Raw genomic sequence first — 17,526 nt, 5'->3', positions numbered from 1 at the left:
CCGCGCAGAGACAATTGACCTGAAACCAACCCTGATCATTGCGAGCTTGTGACAAAAGTATAATTTGGTCACTCGTTGTCAAGCGCTTTTCGGATGCGTAAGCTAGCTCGTATGAACAAGACATCCATAGCTTCCCCCAGCATCCGTGGCCCTGCCGATCATGAGATCCGGAATCAGATCGTCGCGGCGGCCAATCAACACTTCAGTCAATACGGCTATAGCAAAACTACGGTTTCCGACCTGGCGAAAGCGATCGGGTTTTCCAAGGCGTACATCTACAAGTTTTTTGATTCCAAGCAGGCGATTGGTGAGGCTATCTGTGGCAATTGCCTGGCGGAAATCATCGCGGCCGTAGAACAGGCCATTAATGTAGAGGACATCTCGCCGACCGAACGTTTTCGACGTTTGGTGAAAACGCTGATCGCTACCGGGGTGAATTTGTTCTTCAGTGATCGAAAGCTCTATGACATCGCCGCATTTGCAGCGTCTGAGAACTGGCCCTGCGCTCAGCAATATGATGCCTTGGTCAGGGGCTTCGTGGTGCAGATTGTGCGTGAAGGCCGAGAGATCGGCGAATTTGAACGCAAAACACCCTTGGACGAAACAGTCGATTCGATCCACCTTGCGCTGCGCCCTTTCGTCAATCCGTTGCTTTTGCAATACAACCTTGACTTCGTCGAGCTGGCTCCGGTCCTCACCTCCAATCTCATTCTGCGTAGCTTGATGCCGTGAGCCTGCGTTAATCATCTCTATCACTTTGCTCTGATATCAACGCTTGGATGATGGTGAACACCGATCCAGGTGGACACCATTTTCCGGGGCCCGGTATTAATTCCAATCCGGGGCCTGATCCCCACATTCACAGCCATGTATCAACCTTCACTACGTAACTGAGTGGATTATCCGCGCAGCATTTGCCGCGTAGCCATGCATGTTCATTTGCTGAATTTGTGACGATTGACATAAATGGTCACATGAATAAATATGCTGTACCTATCCTGGAGGAATCGACGTGGCGCGCACGATCTTCGTAAATCTGCGCTGCGGCCCCTCCCGGTAGCCCGCGCTCAGCGTGACGCTCTCTACCGCTTTATCCCGATGATCTATCGAGTCCTAATAATGAAAAAAATACTGCGCAGGACCCCGCTTGGCCTTGCTGTTGCCCTCTCGTCGACTCAATTGTTCGCGAGCGGTTTCGCTCTCAATGAACAAAGCATCAGTGGGATGGGCTCCGGATTTGCCGGCCGTTCTTCATCTGCAGAAGACGCGAGTACCGTCTTCGGTAATCCGGCCGGTATGTCTCGCTTGAAAAAAGAGCAGGCCAGCGTCGGGGCGGCAACGCTTTTCGCAAAGGCCAATATAAGCCAGACGCGCAGCACATTCGGGGGACAGGAGGACGGGGACATGGTGCCGACCACCACAGTGCCCATGGGTTACTACGTCAAACCCATCGATGAGCACTGGGCGTTCGGTGTGGGTTTCTATGTGCCGTTTGGGCTAATGACCGATTATGGCAGTGGGTTCGCCGGCCGCTACTACGCCAACAAAAGTGAGGTCACGACCCTTACGTTTCAGCCCACCATCAGCTATGCGTTCAACGACAAGGTCTCGATCGGTTTCGGACCGACCATCAACCGTATCAGTGGTGAGCTTTCCGGGATGGTGCTCAATCCACTCAGCCCGGGCCGCAATGACGGAAAACTCAAAAGCACCGGCGATGACACGGCGCTTGGGTTTAACGCGGGTATTCTAGTGCAAGCGACAGATCGAACTCGGTTGGGTCTGACCTATCACTCCAAGGTCAGCTACCAGTTGGATGCCAAGACCAAGCTCACCGACGGCATCTTCAGTGTGCTGGGTGTAAGCGGTACGAGCTATGACGCTTCCTTGGATGTGGACACCCCGGAATCAGTCGATTTTTCCGTGACTCATCAACTCAACAGTGACTGGACGCTCTACCTGGGCAGTACGTGGACGCGCTGGAGTCGCTTCAAGGAGTTGGTGTTCGAAAACAGTGGTTTGCCTGCGGCGTTGAGCGGAACACTGAGTCGCATCACCGAGGAGCAGAACTGGCACGACACGTGGGCGCACGCTATCGGCACGGCGTATAAGCTGAACAATCAGTGGGTTCTTCGCGCCGGCTTCTCGGTTGACCAGTCCCCCGCCAACAACGTCAACCGTGGGCCGCGAATCCCTACCGGTGACCGGAAAGTCATCAGTGTCGGGGCAGGGTGGACGCCGGCAGAGAATGTCACGATCGATGTGGCGTATTCCTACCTATGGGAGGAAAGCGTACAGGTCAATGACGTATCCGCCTCAAGAGGCGCCTACAGCTCGAAGTATAAAAATAGCGCGAGCGGTTTGGGGACTTCTGTCAGCTATCGATTCTGACTCACTGCGGGGCCTGAGAGCGGATACCTATTGGCTCAGGTGTCCGTCGTCGGGGGTATTGCCTGGCCCGCTCAAACACCCATTACGCGTGACATCAGGCCCTGATGAAGTCGACGGGGTGTGGCCCAGGTCAAGACCGCAATAGCCTTGTTGCCAAAGCCCGGCACGACGCTCATGCGGCCTGCGTGCAACGCTTGTATCCCCGCTCGCACTACAGGCTCGGGTTGCATCATGACCCTCTTCAAGACCGGTGTTATCTTTTGTTTGGCACTTGCTGCAAACCCGGTATCCGACATGCCTGGACAAAGCGCTGTGACCACCACACCGTCTTGTTTGAGTTCACGATGCAGGGCGTCGGAGAATCTGAGTACGTAAGCCTTGGCGGCAGAGTAAACCGCAAAATTCTTCACGCCCTGGTAGGACAGCAGGCTGGCAGTCATCAAGATATGCCCCTTGCGCCTGGCCCGCATATCCTCTGCAAACAGACGAGTGATGGCGGTCAGGCTGGCGACGTCCAGGTCGATCATCGCCAGGGAGCTTTCCAGGGGCTCATCCAGGAATGCTCCCTGCAAGCCGTAACCCGCATTGTTGATCAGGACATCGACCACCGTATTGCTGTCACGCAGGCGCCGATGCAGATCGATAATCACATTTATCGATGAAAGATCTGCTTGCTGCACCATCACGTCGACGTCGAAACGACTACGCAATTCGTCCGCGAGTGCTTCAAGCTCGTTCAGCCTGCGGGCTACCAGAATCAGCGATTTCCCTTTTGCGGCGTACTGTCGGGCAAATTCCTTGCCGAATCCGCTGGAGGCTCCAGTAATGAGCACCCATGAATTTTCTCTCACTGTCATCTTGCATACCCCTTGTTTGAATCTCGAAAACCACCCGTGTCATCGGCTCGTCAGTCGGCCATCCGAGGGCTGCCAGCCGCCGCCCAGCGCCTTGAACGCGGCGACTGCCGCGCGTGCCGATTCGGTTTGTGCCTGCGCCCGAGCGTCGGAAGCCTGAAGCAGGGTCTCGTCAGCGTGCAGAACGTCAATCAAGCTGGCCGTGCCTTTCTCATAAGCAGTGAACGACGATTGGCGCGCTTGCGTCAGAGACGTCTCGCCTCCAACGAGGGTGGTCGCTTGGGCGTCCCTATTCACCAGTGAGGAGAGCGCGTTCTCGACATCCTCGGTGGCGCGCAGCACAGACTGACGGTAAGCGGCCAGGGATTCGGCTTCCTGTCCCTTGGCTTGGTCGATTTGGGCGTTGATGCGGCCAAAGTCGAAGAGTCGCCAGCGCAGTCCCAGTACGCCCGACGATTGACTGGCGCCGCCGGAAAAAAGATTGCCTGCCGATACAGCCGTTGCACTCCCCAGTAATGCGCTCAGAGAGAACTTCGGGTAGTACTCGGCAATCGCCTCTCCGATGCGTGCGTTTGAGGCGGCAAGGCGGCGCTCGGCCACTATGAGGTCAGGCCTGCGGCGCAGTAAGTCGGCTGGCGTTCCCATGGCCTTTAACTGCGGCGCTGCCGGAATGCTTGCGACCATGGCAAGTTGCGTGCGATGAGTACCGGGTGGCGTGCCGAGCATGACATCGAGTGAGTTCATGGCCGCATCCAGACCGGTCTGCAGGACCGGTACGGTGGCTTGGACCTGTGCTAAAGCCCCCTCGGTCTGACGAACCTCATGGCTGGCGGCAAGTCCCTTGCTGTAGAGCAATTGGACTTTCTCCAGCAGCCCCTGCTGGGTTTTGACTTGTCGATTCGCGATGTCCAGCCGAGCCTGCAGTCCGCGGACAGTGATGTAGATATCCGCAGTCTGTGCAGCGATGGCCAATCGCGTGGCTGCGGCGCCAGCCTCGGACGCTTGGTACTCGGCCAGTGCCGCCTCGCGTCCGCGTCGCAGGCCGCCAAAGACATCCACTTCCCAGCTGGCATTGAGGTCGGCCTCGTAGGAACTGCCATAGCGATCATAGCCGGGGGTTGAGTTCAGCACCTGGCCGAGTGGCGTCTCGACTGATTGGTAGGCGCGGGCGGCCTGACCGCTGATGTTTCCCGAGGGCCATAAAGCGGCATTGGCGGCGCCTAGTCCTGCCCGCGCCTGCGCGACTCGTGCCTGGGCCTGTGCCAGATCAAGGTTCTGTTCAAGCGCCTTGGCGACGAAGTCGGCGAGCAGTGGATCACCGAAGCCCTCCCACCAGATGACGAGGCTGGCAGGCGTCGCCCCTGGTCTCTGCTCGACAGAAGGCTGGCCCAGGTAACGGTCCGGGAGCGGGGTGTCCGGACGGCGATAGTCCGGACCGACCGCACAACCTGTCATCAAGCTGGCGCTGATCAAAAAAGCAGCGGGGCGGAGGGCGTGCATTGAGATTCCTTGAATCGAACATTGTTGGTGACCATAGTACTGTATGGTCACTCCCTGTCAATTGAGGCCTCTGGGCTAAATTCAGGCATGACTGAAAAATATCGTTCATCTCCGTCATGTGCTCCTTTGGAATATGCAGTCCTGCATTCGTCGGGTCTTGTTTCAAGGGGGGTACGAGCGATTGCGTTGCGGGGGAGCGCATCCCTCTGCGTTATTTGAGATCTCGATTGTGACCATTGACAATAATAGTCACCGGTATGAATATACGATCCCTGTTCTTTCTATTCAATAAGGGAACCTATGCTCCGGCTCCGACCCATCCCCCTTGCAGCCTGCTTGCTGCCTCTCGTCCTGACGGCGTGTGGTGACTCATCCAACATTGACGATCCGCGCACGCAGGCTCCTCTGGTAAGGCCCGGAACGGTTGAGGGTTCCTCAGAGACGTCACGTTCATTCACGGGGGTAGTGGCGGCCCGCGTGCAGGGTGATCTTGGCTTTCGGGTCTCCGGCAAGATCCTCGAGCGGCTGGTCGATACCGGCCAGAGCGTTAAACGCGGTCAGCCGCTTATGCGCCTTGACCCTATCGACCTGGGGTTGCAGGCGCGAGCACAGCAAGAGTCGGTCACCGCCGCCAGGGCCCGCGCCAGGCAGACCGCCGATGACGAGGCGCGATATCGCGACCTCGTCGCCGCAGGGGCTGTTTCTGCATCGGCCTACGACCAGGTCAAGGCCGCAGCGGATAGCGCAAAGGCGCAGCTCAGCGCCGCACAAGCCCAGGCCGATGTCGCCCGTAACGCTTCCGGCTACGCGGTGTTATTTGCGGATTCCGACGGTGTCGTGGTGGAAACACTCGCAGAGCCCGGGCAAGTCGTCAGCCCGGGGCAGCCCGTGGTTCGACTGGCCCGCGCAGGCCAGCGCGAAGCCATCGTGCATCTGCCCGAGACGTTGCGTCCTGCAGCCGGATCCACCGCGCAAGCGACGCTTTACGGCAGTACCGCAGGGGCTGTTACAGCGAAGCTCAGGCTGCTTTCTGATTCTGCCGACCCAGTGACGCGCACGTTCGAGGCGCGGTATGTGCTTGAGGGCGCGCTGGCCAATGCCCCGATAGGCTCGACGGTCACGCTGCGGATCGCAGAGGGCGCCGCGCACGGGCAGGTGCTGCAAGTCCCCATCGCAGCCCTTTATGACCCAGGCAATGGCACCGGTGTGTGGGTGATCGCAGGCTCGCCGGCAAAGGTGAGCTGGCGTCCTGTTCAGGTGCTGGGATTGAGCGACGATGCCGCACGCGTGGCAGGCGATCTCAAGGTCGGTGAGCAGATCGTCGCGTTAGGCGCCCATCTGCTGCGCGATGGAGAAGACGTGAGAGTGCCCCGGCAGGATGAAGCCCATGTTGCCGGGAGTCATCCATGAGCGAAGGCCGCTTTAATATTTCTGCGATCGCCGTTCGTGAGCGATCCATTACGGTATTCCTGATCTTTCTGATCGCGGTTGCGGGCACCCTGGCGTTCTTCCAGCTGGGGCGTGCGGAGGATCCACCGTTTACGGTCAAGCAGTTGACGGTCATTACTGCCTGGCCGGGGGCTACCGCGCAGGAAATGCAGGACCAGGTCGCAGAGCCACTTGAAAAACGCCTGCAGGAATTGAAATGGTACGACCGCTCGGAAACCTATACGCGGCCCGGTCTCGCTTTCACCATGGTGTCGTTGTTGGACCGCACGCCACCCTCACAGGTGCAGGAAGAGTTTTATCAGGCACGCAAAAAGCTCGACGACGAAGCCACCAAGCTACCGGCGGGTGTAATCGGGCCCTTGGTCAACGACGAATATTCGGACGTGACGTTTGCGCTGTTCGCCCTCAAAGCCAAAGGCGAGCCGCAGCGGCTGCTGGTGCGTGATGCTGAGTCGTTGCGCCAGCAACTGTTGCATGTGCCGGGCGTGAAGAAGGTCAATATCATCGGTGAGCAGGCCGAGCGAATATTTGTTTCGTTCTCCCATGATCGGTTGGCCACCCTGGGCATTGCGCCTCAGGACATCTTTGCCGCGCTGAATAATCAGAACGTGCTCACGCCCGCCGGTTCGATTGAAACAAATGGGCCGCAAGTCTTCCTCCGCCTGGACGGCGCCTTGGACAAGCTGGAGAAGATTCGTGACACGCCGATTGTGGTTCAGGGGCGCACGCTCAAGCTCTCCGACGTGGCCACTGTCGAACGTGGCTATGAAGACCCGGCAACCTTTCTGGTGCGCAGTAATGGAGAAGAGGCCCTGCTGCTGGGGGTCATCATGCGCGAAGGCTGGAACGGCCTGGACCTGGGCAAGGCGCTGGACGCCGAGACGACCAAGATCAATGAAGGCATGCCACTGGGCATGATGCTGACCAAGGTGACCGATCAAGCCGTCAACATCGACTCGGCCGTTGGCGAGTTCATGGTCAAGTTTTTTGTCGCGCTGCTCGTGGTGATGCTTGTGTGCTTTCTCAGCATGGGCTGGCGTGTAGGCGTCGTGGTCGCAGCTGCCGTGCCATTGACACTGGCGATCGTGTTTGTGGTGATGGCGGCCACCGGAAAGAACTTTGACCGTATTACCCTCGGTTCATTGATCCTGGCGCTCGGGTTGCTGGTAGATGACGCGATCATCGCGATCGAAATGATGGTCGTGAAAATGGAGGAGGGCTACGACCGCATCAAAGCCTCCGCGTATGCCTGGAGTCATACGGCCGCGCCGATGCTCTCTGGCACACTGGTAACAGCGGTTGGCTTCATGCCAAACGGTTTCGCCCAGTCCACTGCCGGCGAGTACACCAGCAACATGTTCTGGATCGTGGGCATTGCTCTGATCGCTTCCTGGGTTGTCGCAGTGGCTTTCACCCCTTACCTGGGCGTGAAGTTGCTGCCAGACATCAAGCAGATAGAGGGTGGGCATGCGGCTATCTACAATACCCCGCGCTACAACCGCTTCCGCCGGGTCCTGACCCGGGTCATCGAACTCAAGTGGCTGGTGGCTGGCACGGTTATCACGCTGTTTGTCGTGGCCGTCCTGGGCATGGGCCTGGTGAAGAAGCAGTTCTTCCCGACGTCAGACCGTCCCGAGGTGATGGTCGAGGTGCAAATGCCCTACGGAACCTCCATCGAGCAGACCAGTGCCACTGCGAAAAAGGTCGAGGCCTGGCTGCAAAAGCAGGAAGAGGCAAAAATCGTCACGGCCTATATCGGGCAGGGCGCGCCGCGTTTCTTCCTGGCGATGGCGCCAGAACTGCCGGATCCGTCATTCGCCAAGATCGTGGTGCTGACGTCCAGCCAGGAGGCACGTGAAACCCTCAAGCTGCGTTTTCGCGAGGCGGTCGCTGCCGGGCTCGCCCCAGAGGCCCGTGTCAGGGCGACTCAAATTGTGTTTGGTCCGTATTCACCCTATCCCGTCGCCTACAGGGTAATGGGGCCTGACCCGACGAAGCTGCGCGAGATTGCGGGTCGTGTACAAGCGGTCATGCAAGCGAGTCCGTTGATGAGGACCGTCAACAGCGACTGGGGCCCTCTGGCGCCGACTCTGCATTTCAGCCTGGATCAGGATCGCTTGCAGGCGGTTGGACTGACCTCCAGCGCCGTCGCCCAGCAGTTGCAATTCCTGCTGACGGGCGTGCCGATCACGTCGGTTCGTGAAGACATTCGTTCAGTGCAGGTGGTTGGGCGCGCCGCAGGCGATATACGTCTGGACCCTGCGCGGATTGAAGGGTTTACATTGGTGGGCACCGCGGGCCAGCGGATCCCGCTGTCCCAGGTCGGAGAGGTGGATGTGCGTATGGAGGATCCGATCCTCAGGCGCCGTGACCGTACACCGACGATCACCGTGCGTGGCGATATTGACGAAGGCCTTCAACCACCTGATGTATCGGGTGTGATCGTCAAGCAACTGCAGCCGATTATCGACACGCTCCCCGCCGGCTATCGGATCGAGCAAGCGGGTGCAATCGAGGAGTCGGGCAAGGCAGGCCAGGCGATAGTGCCGCTGGTTCCGATCATGATTGCACTGACGCTGCTGATCATCATCGTCCAGGTGCGTTCGATCTCGGCAATGATCATGGTGTTTTTCACCGCACCGCTGGGACTTATTGGCGTGGTGCCGACGCTGCTGATGTTTCATCAGCCGTTTGGTATCAACGCCCTGGTTGGGTTGATCGCGCTGTCGGGCATCCTGATGCGCAACACGCTGATTCTGATCGGGCAGATCCATCACAACGCCCAGGAAGGCCTGGATCCCTTTCACGCCGTCATCGAAGCCACGGTACAGAGGGCCCGCCCGGTACTGCTGACGGCGATGGCGGCCATCCTGGCATTCATCCCGCTGACCCATTCTGTTTTTTGGGGCACGCTGGCCTACACACTGATCGGCGGTACTTTGGTCGGCACCATCATGACGTTGGTGTTCCTGCCGGCGATGTACGCCATCTGGTTCAAAATCCGCCCAGGCAACGCGAGCAAGGCTCAAGCAGTGCGACCTACCTGAGCAAGGGGGGGTCGAGGGGAGGGCGCCGGTGTCCTCTCGTCGGTCAATTCGCCAAAGCTGCTGCTTCTGTAGGCGCAAACTGAACAAGGACGAGGATTCAAATGGTTACAGTGAAGTAAGCTGCTGCATGAGCTAACGTTCATGCATGCGCTTTTCCTATAACTCGCTGGATCCTGCCCCGATGAGAGACCTGCCGCCTACCGCGACCTTGCGCGCCTTTGAAGTTACCACCCGCCACCCGACGTTTACTGCAGCCGCACAGGAACTGCATGTGACTCAAAGCGCGGTCAGCCACCAGCTCAAGCACCTTGAGGCGCTTTGGGGGCTGCCGCTGTTTGAACGTGGCAAGGCGTTACGCCTCACGGCAGCGGGGGCTGCGCTGGCGCCCATCGTGCGGGAGTTTTTCATCAGCCTGGAGGCGACTTTGGGTGACCTGCGCGAGCAAAAGGGTCGGGTTCGGCTCAGCGTCAGCACCACCTATTCCTTTGCGCTCAAATGGCTGCTGCCACGCTTGCCGCGTCTGTCTCGCCAGCACCCCGAGCTGCTGGTCTCGCTGGACACCACGGATAAAATCATCCACTTCTCGCACGGCCAGGCTGAGGTTGCGATCAGGCTCGGCAAGGGCAATTACCCAGGCCTGTATTCGGAGTTCCTGTTTGGGGAGCAGGTATTTCCCGTGGCCAGTCCCGAACTGCTGCGGCGCGTTGGCACACCGCAAAGCCCGGCAGACTTGTTGCATTTCCCGCTGCTGACTCGGGATGGCGCCGAGTTGGTGCCAAAGTGGGAGGTGTGGTTTCAAGCCGTCGGGTTGGCCTATTTGCCGCTCCAGGAAAGCGTCAGGTTTGGCGATACCAACATGACGGTCGAGGCGGCTTTGCTCGGCCAGGGCGTTGCATTGGTGCGCAGCGGGCATGTGGAGAACGAAATCAGCGATGGCCGTTTGGTGCGGCTGTTCGACGTACCGCTTCCATCGCCGCTTGCTTACTACTTCGTCTGCCCCAAGGGCATCGAATCCCAGCCGCACATCGCCAGCTTTCGCCAATGGCTGGTCAGCGAGGCACTGAAAGTCCAGCGACCGGATGAGTGAGTCATGAGTTTCCGCTCATGCTGCGCTGAGGAGACTTCGCTTTAGCCCCGGCGCCGGATTGCCTACAGTGGGGCATGCCTACTCATCTCATCCTCCTCGTGCTTTTCGCCGCGCTGCTGCATGCCAGCTGGAATGCGCTGCTGCGTACCGGCGCCGACCGGCTGTGGTCCATGACGGTGATGTGCATTGCCATCGCCATCGCCAGTGTCGTCGCCGCAGCGTTCATGGTGCCCCCCGCGATTGAAAGCTGGGGCTACGCGGTGCTGTCGGGGTTGCTGCATGTGGGCTACAACCTGTTTCTGGTGCGCAGCTACCGCGTCGGCGACCTGGGGCAGATCTATCCGATTTCACGTGGATCGTCGCCGGTGCTGATCACCTTGGGTGCCGCCGTGTTTGCCGGGGAAAGCATCACGCCTGGCGAGTTGCTCGGTATTGCGCTGGTGTCCGGCGGGATTATTTCGCTGGCCTTCAGAGGGCGCAGTCTGTCGGTTCCCAGCCTGCCCTATGCGCTGGGAACGGGCGGCTTTATCGCGGCCTACAGCGTGGTCGACGGCATCGGCGCCAGGCTCTCCGGTGCGCCGCTTGCCTACACGGTGTGGATGTGCGCGCTGTGGGGCGTGCTGATGCCGGTGGTCTACATCGGCCTGCGCGACACCCGCAGCTTGTTCCGCGTCCGGCCTGGAACAGTGACCGCGTTGGTCGGCGGGCTGGTCTCTTTGCTCGCCTATGGAATGGTCATTTACGCCATGAACGAAGCGCCACTGGGCGCGGTATCCGCATTGCGCGAAACCAGCGTGCTGTTTGCGGCGTTGATCGGCTATGTGTTCCTCGGCGAGACGCTTACCGCACGCCGGATACTGGCATGCGTAGTGATCGCCAGCGGCACCCTCATCATCGGCTGATACAGCCAACGGCTCAGGAGCAATGTTTAATGGTCAATGTCTCGCAGGCACCGCTGATTCTAATCACGGGTGGAAGTCGTGGAGTGGGGGCGGCAACCGCCCGGCTGGCCGCCGAAAGAGGTTATGACGTCGCGATCAGCTACGTTGCCAACCAGTCCGCAGCGCTGGCGGTGGTGGCGGATGTAGAGGCATTGGGGCGCCGGGCGTTGGCGATGCGGGCCGACAGTGCGGACCCGCAACAGGTGGCCGATATGTTCGCGGCCATCGACCGCACGTTCGGACGCATCGACGTACTGGTCAATAATGCCGGGATGCTCGCACCTCAGTCACGCCTTGAGGCCCTTGGCTTCGAGCGGATGCAGCGCATCTTTGCGGTCAATGCCATCGGGCCGATACTCTGTGCCCAGCAGGCGGTTAAGCGCATGTCTTACCGCTACAACGGCCCAGGCGGGGTGGTGATCAATGTCTCTTCGGCGTCGGCACGCCTCGGCAGCCCCAATGAGTACGTCGACTATGCGGCGTCAAAGGGCGCGCTGGAGACTTTCACCATCGGGTTTGCCAAGGAGGTGGCCCGGGAAGGCATACGCGTTAACTGTATTCGCCCCGGACATATCTATACCGACATGCACGCCAGCGGCGGTGAGCCGGGGCGGGTGGATCGTGTCAAGGACTCGATCCCCATGGGGCGGGGCGGTCAGCCGGAGGAAGTGGCGCGCGCGATTCTATGGCTGGCGAGCGCGGAGGCATCCTTCGTTACCGGTACATTCCTCGACGTAACGGGGGGTAAATGAGTCAAAGGCTCGGATCATCGGCTACCTGCGCTCGGCCTCACGTAACAGCGTGCGGCCTCACCTTGCGACTCAAACCCGGTGTCTTGCCCGTAATGCGCTTGAATGCGCGGCTGAAAGCGGCCTGGGAGGTATAGCCCAAGCGCTGCGCCACCTCTTCAATCGGCAGCCTTTCGAGCGTCAGCCACTGGCTTGCCAGCCGCATTCGCAGTTCGGTGACGTAGCGCAGCGGGGTCATGCCAATCGTCACTTGAAAGCGGTCCGCGAAGGCCGAACGCGAGGTATTGCAGTGCTCGGCCAGCTGCGCAACGGTCCAGTCGCGGCCCGGTTGTTGATGGAGCGCCAGCAGGGCACCGGCCAAGCGTGGATCGCGCAAGGCGGCGACCAGGCCAGAGGCATTCCCGCAGGCGCACTCCACCCACCCGCGAACGACCATGGCGGCCACCACGTCGGCCAACCGCGCGAGGATACCGGCGAAGCCGATACGCGCGGCGCTGACCTCGCGCTCCATGGTGGTCAGGATCGGCACCAGTCCGGGGTAACGCTGGCCGCCGGCATCAATCAGCATCAGTCCCGGCATCAGCCGGCCAAGGCCATGGATACTGCCTAGTTCGAACTCCATGCAACCACTGAACAAAATAGTGCTCGGCGTGGGGCTGGCATCGGTTCCGGTATCCACCGCGCTGACGGTGTCACCTAAGGGCGCGCCGTCCAGGCGGTCGATGTCTTGAACAGGTGCGTCCGGATCGGAAAACAGTTGGTGGGCCGCGCCGTGGGAAATGAACACGGCGTTGCCGGCAGATAAAGCGTAGGTGCTGCCGTCCTCCATTCGCAGCACTGCGTTGCCCACGGCAATGAAGTGGAACCAGGCGTGCCCAGGTTTTTCCGCGAAGCTCAAACCAAAGGTTGGACCTGCCTGGATACGCCGGTATTCGACGCCACGCAGGCGCATGCCGCGCAACAGCTCGTTGATGAGGTCCGAGGAAAGAGCAAATTGATCTGCTGGCATTATTCAGGTGTTTTAGTCAAAAAGGAGAGATTTTTGATCATAGATCATCCAGCTTCCCGCGCCTAGACTTCGGCTCGCCATGAAGATTGGGAGATCCGTGCAATGACTGACTGTGTATGTAACACCGTATCCGACCGCCATTCCGGCGTCGGTGCGGACGTAGAGCCTGCGACGCCCGCGTGGATGGCAGTATTTTCGTTGGCAATGGGCGTATTCGGATTACTGACCGCTGAGTACCTTCCGGCCAGTTTGTTGACGCTGATGGCTAACGATCTGGGGGTGTCCGAAGCGTTGGCTGGCCAGGCGGTGACGGTGACAGCGGTGGTTGCGCTGTTCGCTGGCTTGCTGGTGCCAGGCCTGACCCGCGGCATCGACCGACGCTGGGTGCTGCTGGGTTTTTCCACGTTGATGGTCGCCTCCAATCTGTTGGTCGCCGTTTCCTCCAGCTTCGCTGTGCTGTTGGTGATGCGCATCTTGCTGGGCATTGCCCTTGGCGGGTTCTGGAGCATGGCGGCGGCGGTGGCGATGCGCTTGGTGCCGAGTGCGTTGTTGCCCCGGGCGCTGTCGATCATTTTCAGTGGCATTGCCGTCGGGACGGTCGTTGCAGTACCGCTGGGCAGCTATCTTGGCGGGCTGTACGGCTGGCGCAGCGCGTTCTTTGCCGCAGCGGCGGTAGGCATGGTGACCCTGGCTTTCCAGTCGTTCACGCTGCCGCGCCTGGCGCCGCGCCGGCCGGCACGTCTGCGCACTGTGCTCGAGGTGTTGCAGCGCCCGGGCATCGCCATGGGGATGTTCGGTTGTGTGCTGGTGCACAGCGGCCACTTTGCGATGTTCACTTATGTTCGGCCATTCCTTGAAGGGACGACTGGCATCGGCCCGCAGGGGCTGTCGTTGATGTTGCTGGGTTTTGGCGTGGCGAACTTCGCCGGCACGCTGTTGGCCGGCAGGCTGCTGGAGCGCCACCCGCTGGCCACGCTGGTGTTGATGCCGGCGCTGGTCGGCGTTGCAGCCCTGGCGTTGGTGCTGTTGCCGGCCTCGGTGCCGGGGCAGGCGCTACTGCTGGCGGTCTGGGGCTTGGCCTTTGGTGGTGTGCCGGTGGCGTGGTCGAACTGGGTCGCCAGCGCGGTACCTGACCAGGCGGAAAGTGCCGGAGGGATGGTCGTGGCCTCTGTGCAGTCGGCCATCGCCACGGGCGCTGCCGCTGGCGGTGCAGTGTTCAGCGTCGGTGGCAGCGCAGGCGTATTCGTAGCGGCGGCCGTACTGATGCTGCTGGCCGCGTTGCTGATTGCGCTGCGTGTCCGCGTCCCTTCTGCCCAGGGCGTACGTCAGCCCAAGCCCGCGTTGCACCTTTGATCCGGTTTGCCAAACCGCTTCGATCCCGTTCGTCACCAGGAGATACCCCATGAACAATACGACGTCTCACCAAGGACGCCTCAAATCGTTGCGCGCAGCCGGTATCGGCAATGCGCTCGAATGGTTCGACTGGACCCTGTACGCCACCTTTTCGGTGTACCTGGCAAGCAACCTGTTCGACAAGACCGATGCGCGCTCGGCGATGCTCGCGACCCTTGCGGTGTTTGCGGTTGGCTTTGTCGCACGCCCTGTCGGCGGCTGGTTGTTTGGCCGGCTGAGCGACCGACTGGGGCGCCGGGCCATCATGGTGCTCACCATGCTGCTGCTTGCGATCAGCAGCCTGGGCATCGCGCTTATCCCTGACTACCAGAGCATTGGCCTGTATGCGTCGGGTGCGCTGCTGTTTTTCCGGCTGATGCAGGGGCTCGCCCATGGTGGCGAGACAGGGGTGTCCTACACCTATGTCGCCGAGATCGCCCCAAGCAAGCACCGTGGCTTATGGTCCAGTTCCGTGTATGTGGGGGTGACGCTCGGGGTGATGGCGGCAACGGCCGTGGCGGCGACGCTGACCTGGCTGCTGGGTGCCCAGGCCATGGGTGACTACGGCTGGAGGATTGGCTTCGCCATTGGTGGAGTGCTCGGTATTTACGCACTGTTTTTGCGCCGCGGTGCGCAGGAATCTCATGTGTTCGTAGAGCAGCAAGGGCAAGCGCGGCCGCCGCGCAAGCTGTCCAGGGGGGAGATGCTACGGGTGGCGCGCAACATCGTCATGCTTGCTGCGGCCGCCAATGTCACTTACTACGCGTGGGTCACGTTTGGCGCTTCGACGGCGATTGCCCGGGGCATGGACGCCACGGGTGCCTATGTGGCCAGTCTGCTCGCGCAGCTCCTCTGTGTGTGCTGGTTGCCGGTCTGCGGGATGGTGTCCGATCGGGTAGGGCGCCGGCCCATGGTTATTGCCTGGGGCCTGGGCGTGATCGTGCTGACCTATCCCCTTTCGATAATGGTGACCACTGAACCCTGGACGCTGTTCCTGGCCCAGGTGCTGGGGCTGGGCGCCTGGTCGCTGATCGCGGCGATTTTCCCTGCTGTGCTGTCCGAGCAGGTGCCGACCCAGGCACGGGCCCAGGGCGTCGGTTTGGTCTCGTCGGTTTCAGTGGCGATCTTTGGCGGCACCGCCCCTTATCTACACAACTATCTCAGCGGCGCCGACCTTGGCTATCTGTACGTCAGCTATGTGATCGGGTTGGGCGTTGTCACCGTCCTGGCAGGGTTTCTTATCGACGAAACAGCGGGCATCGACCTTGCGCACATCAAGGCGCCTGGCGCTCGAGTCAGCGTAAATACATTGGCTGGTCGAGCTGCAGAATCAGCCGATCAAAGGAGTACGACTCAATGAATTCCACAGACCTCAAAAACGCCGCTGCGCGAGGCGAACGCCCGGGCGCCAACGTGACCGTCAGCCAGACTTCGGGCCCACGTCAGGCCGCACGCGAGACCTGGGTCGAAGTCCCTTGCGAGTCGGGCCCGGCGGCCGCCTGGTGCTATTCGGACCGCCGCGCCTATAGCCCGGGTGATTCGGTTTGCCTGTATCTGTCGTCGAACCGCCCGCACGTGCGGCTGCGGATCTATCGTGATGGCGCCATCGCCCGCACGCTGCATACCACCGACAGCCTTGACGCTCGATTCCACCCCATACCCGAACGTGCCTATGAGCATGGCTGCCAATGGCCTGTCTTCATGCAATGGTCAATTCCGGCGGATGCCGAGCAGGGTGGCTACATAGTGGAAGTGCGGGACGGCGACGACAGCGTCCTCGGGCATCATCTGTTTATCGTCAAGGCGCTGCGCAAGCGTGCCGATGCCTTGGTGCTCGTTGCGGCCACCTCGACGTGGGCTGCTTATAACGACTGGGGCGGAGCCAATCATTACTTTGGCGTTCATCCCGGCACGCCACGTGGCCGCTCACCGTTGCTGTCGGCACAGCGCCCCTGGGCGCGAGGGCAGGTGTGGCTGCCGACCGATGCGCCACGTTGCGTCAACGCGAGCCGGCCCCGCACGCCAGGGCCGGCGCGCTATGAGTTCATCGAATGGGCCTCCCTTAACGGCTACGCCAAGTACTACGCGCTGGCGGGGTGGGCTTCCTTCGAGAGACCTTTTGTAGTCTGGGCCGAGCAGCAAGGGTATACGGTGCATATCGTGACCCAGGACGATTTGCATCACGACCCCCACGCGCTTGAGGGCTACGCCTGCGCCGTCTTCATCGGGCACGACGAGTACTGGACGCGGGAAATGCGCGACCATGTCGACGCCTTTGTCGAGGAGGGCGGCAAGGTCGCGCGCTTCGCCGGCAATTTCATGTGGCAGATTCGCCTGGAGGATGAAGGCCGGCGGCAGGTGGCCTACAAGTACGACGCCGGTGCGCTCGATCCTGTGGCCGCTACCGAGCCTCATCGGCTAACGGGGGCATGGGAAGATCCGAGGGTGAATCACCCCGGGGCAACGACGTTCGGGGTGAATGCTCTGCGAGGGATTTACGCCAGCTTTGGAGGCATGGCGCCGCGCAGCCCGCGCGGCTACACAGTCTTCAGGCCCAAGCACTGGGCGTTCCTGGGGACGGGCCTGGGTTACGCGGATATGTTCGCGGACGAAGCCAACATCTTCGGCTATGAGGTGGATGGCCTGGAATACACCTTCGTCGACGGCCTCCCGGAACCGCTCTACACAGACGGGGCGCCCTGCGGATTGCAAATTCTCGCCATGGGCTGGGCGACCAATGCCGAGCATGGTCGGTCCGAGGATGCCTATTCATTCATGCTCGGCGATGGCGATGCACGGTTTCGTGCTTCCATCCTGGCGCCCGACCTCAGCGACGCCAGCATCGATTTGCATAGCCGCGGGGCCGGCATGGTGGTGCACTTCCACAAAGGTCGAGGCGAGGTGTTTACCGCCGCCACGTGCGAATGGGTGCATGGGCTCAGGCAGGCGGACATTTACACGGTGATGATCACAAAAAATGTGCTTGAGCGTTTCTTGCGCAATACGTAACTATTGAGAGCTAGGTCCGCCGCGTGCTTAACCACCGTTGGCGCCGTTGACCTGCCGATGTTTGGAACGACCGTCAATGCCTGTCAGTCTATCTATAC

At 60.6% G+C, this 17,526-nt stretch carries 13 protein-coding genes; 10 read left to right on the top strand and 3 right to left on the bottom strand.

Features of this window, described 5'->3' with window-relative positions:
* Positions 1 to 111: 111 nt before the first annotated feature.
* Together Q8X51_RS24495 and Q8X51_RS24490 are read left to right on the top strand one after the other, a co-directional pair.
* Entirely contained in the window at positions 112 to 732 is a 621-nt protein-coding gene (locus tag Q8X51_RS24495; protein ID WP_407694516.1) for a TetR/AcrR family transcriptional regulator, read from the top strand.
* Positions 733 to 1,119: 387 nt separating this feature from the next.
* Positions 1,120 to 2,391, top strand: coding sequence for an OmpP1/FadL family transporter (locus Q8X51_RS24490; protein ID WP_137211798.1), 1,272 nt, complete (start codon positions 1,120 to 1,122; stop codon positions 2,389 to 2,391).
* Between the two features lie 71 nt (positions 2,392 to 2,462).
* On the opposite strand, the gene Q8X51_RS24485 is transcribed toward Q8X51_RS24490, so the two are convergent.
* Positions 2,463 to 3,248 carry an SDR family NAD(P)-dependent oxidoreductase gene (locus tag Q8X51_RS24485; protein WP_074846679.1) on the bottom strand — a complete coding sequence of 262 codons (786 nt, stop codon included), beginning with the start codon at positions 3,246 to 3,248 and terminating at the stop codon, positions 2,463 to 2,465.
* A 39-nt stretch (positions 3,249 to 3,287) separates the two neighbouring features.
* On the bottom strand, positions 3,288 to 4,745 hold the full coding sequence (locus tag Q8X51_RS24480) for an efflux transporter outer membrane subunit (protein WP_065948720.1): 1,458 nt from the start codon (positions 4,743 to 4,745) through the stop codon (positions 3,288 to 3,290).
* Between the two features lie 300 nt (positions 4,746 to 5,045).
* Here Q8X51_RS24480 and Q8X51_RS24475 point away from each other — a divergent pair, with 300 nt between their 5' ends.
* The 5 genes from Q8X51_RS24475 to Q8X51_RS24455 all read left to right on the top strand — a co-directional run bounded on the left by Q8X51_RS24475 (position 5,046) and on the right by Q8X51_RS24455 (position 12,021).
* Positions 5,046 to 6,155, top strand: coding sequence for an efflux RND transporter periplasmic adaptor subunit (locus Q8X51_RS24475; RefSeq protein ID WP_065927678.1), 1,110 nt, complete (start codon positions 5,046 to 5,048; stop codon positions 6,153 to 6,155).
* The gene (locus Q8X51_RS24470) at positions 6,152 to 9,241 is read left to right on the top strand and encodes an efflux RND transporter permease subunit (protein ID WP_407694515.1); all 3,090 of its coding nucleotides are present in this window, start codon (positions 6,152 to 6,154) and stop codon (positions 9,239 to 9,241) included. The genes Q8X51_RS24475 and Q8X51_RS24470 overlap by 4 nt, the downstream gene beginning before the upstream one ends.
* A gap of 181 nt (positions 9,242 to 9,422) precedes the next feature.
* Positions 9,423 to 10,328: a transcriptional regulator GcvA gene (gcvA, locus tag Q8X51_RS24465; protein WP_407694514.1), complete on the top strand. Its 906-nt coding sequence runs from the start codon at positions 9,423 to 9,425 to the stop codon at positions 10,326 to 10,328.
* 74 nt (positions 10,329 to 10,402) lie between these two features.
* Positions 10,403 to 11,230 carry a DMT family transporter gene (locus tag Q8X51_RS24460; protein ID WP_323146336.1) on the top strand — a complete coding sequence of 276 codons (828 nt, stop codon included), beginning with the start codon at positions 10,403 to 10,405 and terminating at the stop codon, positions 11,228 to 11,230.
* Positions 11,231 to 11,259: 29 nt separating this feature from the next.
* Positions 11,260 to 12,021: an SDR family oxidoreductase gene (locus tag Q8X51_RS24455; RefSeq protein WP_065948722.1), complete on the top strand. Its 762-nt coding sequence runs from the start codon at positions 11,260 to 11,262 to the stop codon at positions 12,019 to 12,021.
* Positions 12,022 to 12,058: 37 nt separating this feature from the next.
* On the opposite strand, the gene Q8X51_RS24450 is transcribed toward Q8X51_RS24455, so the two are convergent.
* Positions 12,059 to 13,027 carry an AraC family transcriptional regulator gene (locus Q8X51_RS24450; RefSeq protein ID WP_065927673.1) on the bottom strand — a complete coding sequence of 323 codons (969 nt, stop codon included), beginning with the start codon at positions 13,025 to 13,027 and terminating at the stop codon, positions 12,059 to 12,061.
* Between the two features lie 102 nt (positions 13,028 to 13,129).
* Here Q8X51_RS24450 and Q8X51_RS24445 point away from each other — a divergent pair, with 102 nt between their 5' ends.
* Genes Q8X51_RS24445 through Q8X51_RS24435 form a run of 3 tightly spaced genes read left to right on the top strand, consistent with a single transcriptional unit; the run spans position 13,130 to position 17,428 of the window.
* Positions 13,130 to 14,380 carry an MFS transporter gene (locus tag Q8X51_RS24445; protein ID WP_065927672.1) on the top strand — a complete coding sequence of 417 codons (1,251 nt, stop codon included), beginning with the start codon at positions 13,130 to 13,132 and terminating at the stop codon, positions 14,378 to 14,380.
* 49 nt (positions 14,381 to 14,429) lie between these two features.
* The gene (locus Q8X51_RS24440; RefSeq protein WP_407694513.1) at positions 14,430 to 15,779 is read left to right on the top strand and encodes an MFS transporter; all 1,350 of its coding nucleotides are present in this window, start codon (positions 14,430 to 14,432) and stop codon (positions 15,777 to 15,779) included.
* Positions 15,776 to 17,428 carry a N,N-dimethylformamidase beta subunit family domain-containing protein gene (locus tag Q8X51_RS24435; RefSeq protein ID WP_407694512.1) on the top strand — a complete coding sequence of 551 codons (1,653 nt, stop codon included), beginning with the start codon at positions 15,776 to 15,778 and terminating at the stop codon, positions 17,426 to 17,428. The genes Q8X51_RS24440 and Q8X51_RS24435 overlap by 4 nt, the downstream gene beginning before the upstream one ends.
* Positions 17,429 to 17,526 lie beyond the last annotated feature (98 nt).

Origin of the sequence: Pseudomonas sp. Yb2C2, from assembly GCF_052112325.1 — a bacterium.
In the GTDB taxonomy this organism is placed as follows: domain Bacteria; phylum Pseudomonadota; class Gammaproteobacteria; order Pseudomonadales; family Pseudomonadaceae; genus Aquipseudomonas; species Aquipseudomonas marginalis.
The sequence above is the reverse complement of the archived record's forward strand: the minus strand, read 5'-3'. Positions and strand labels throughout refer to the sequence as shown.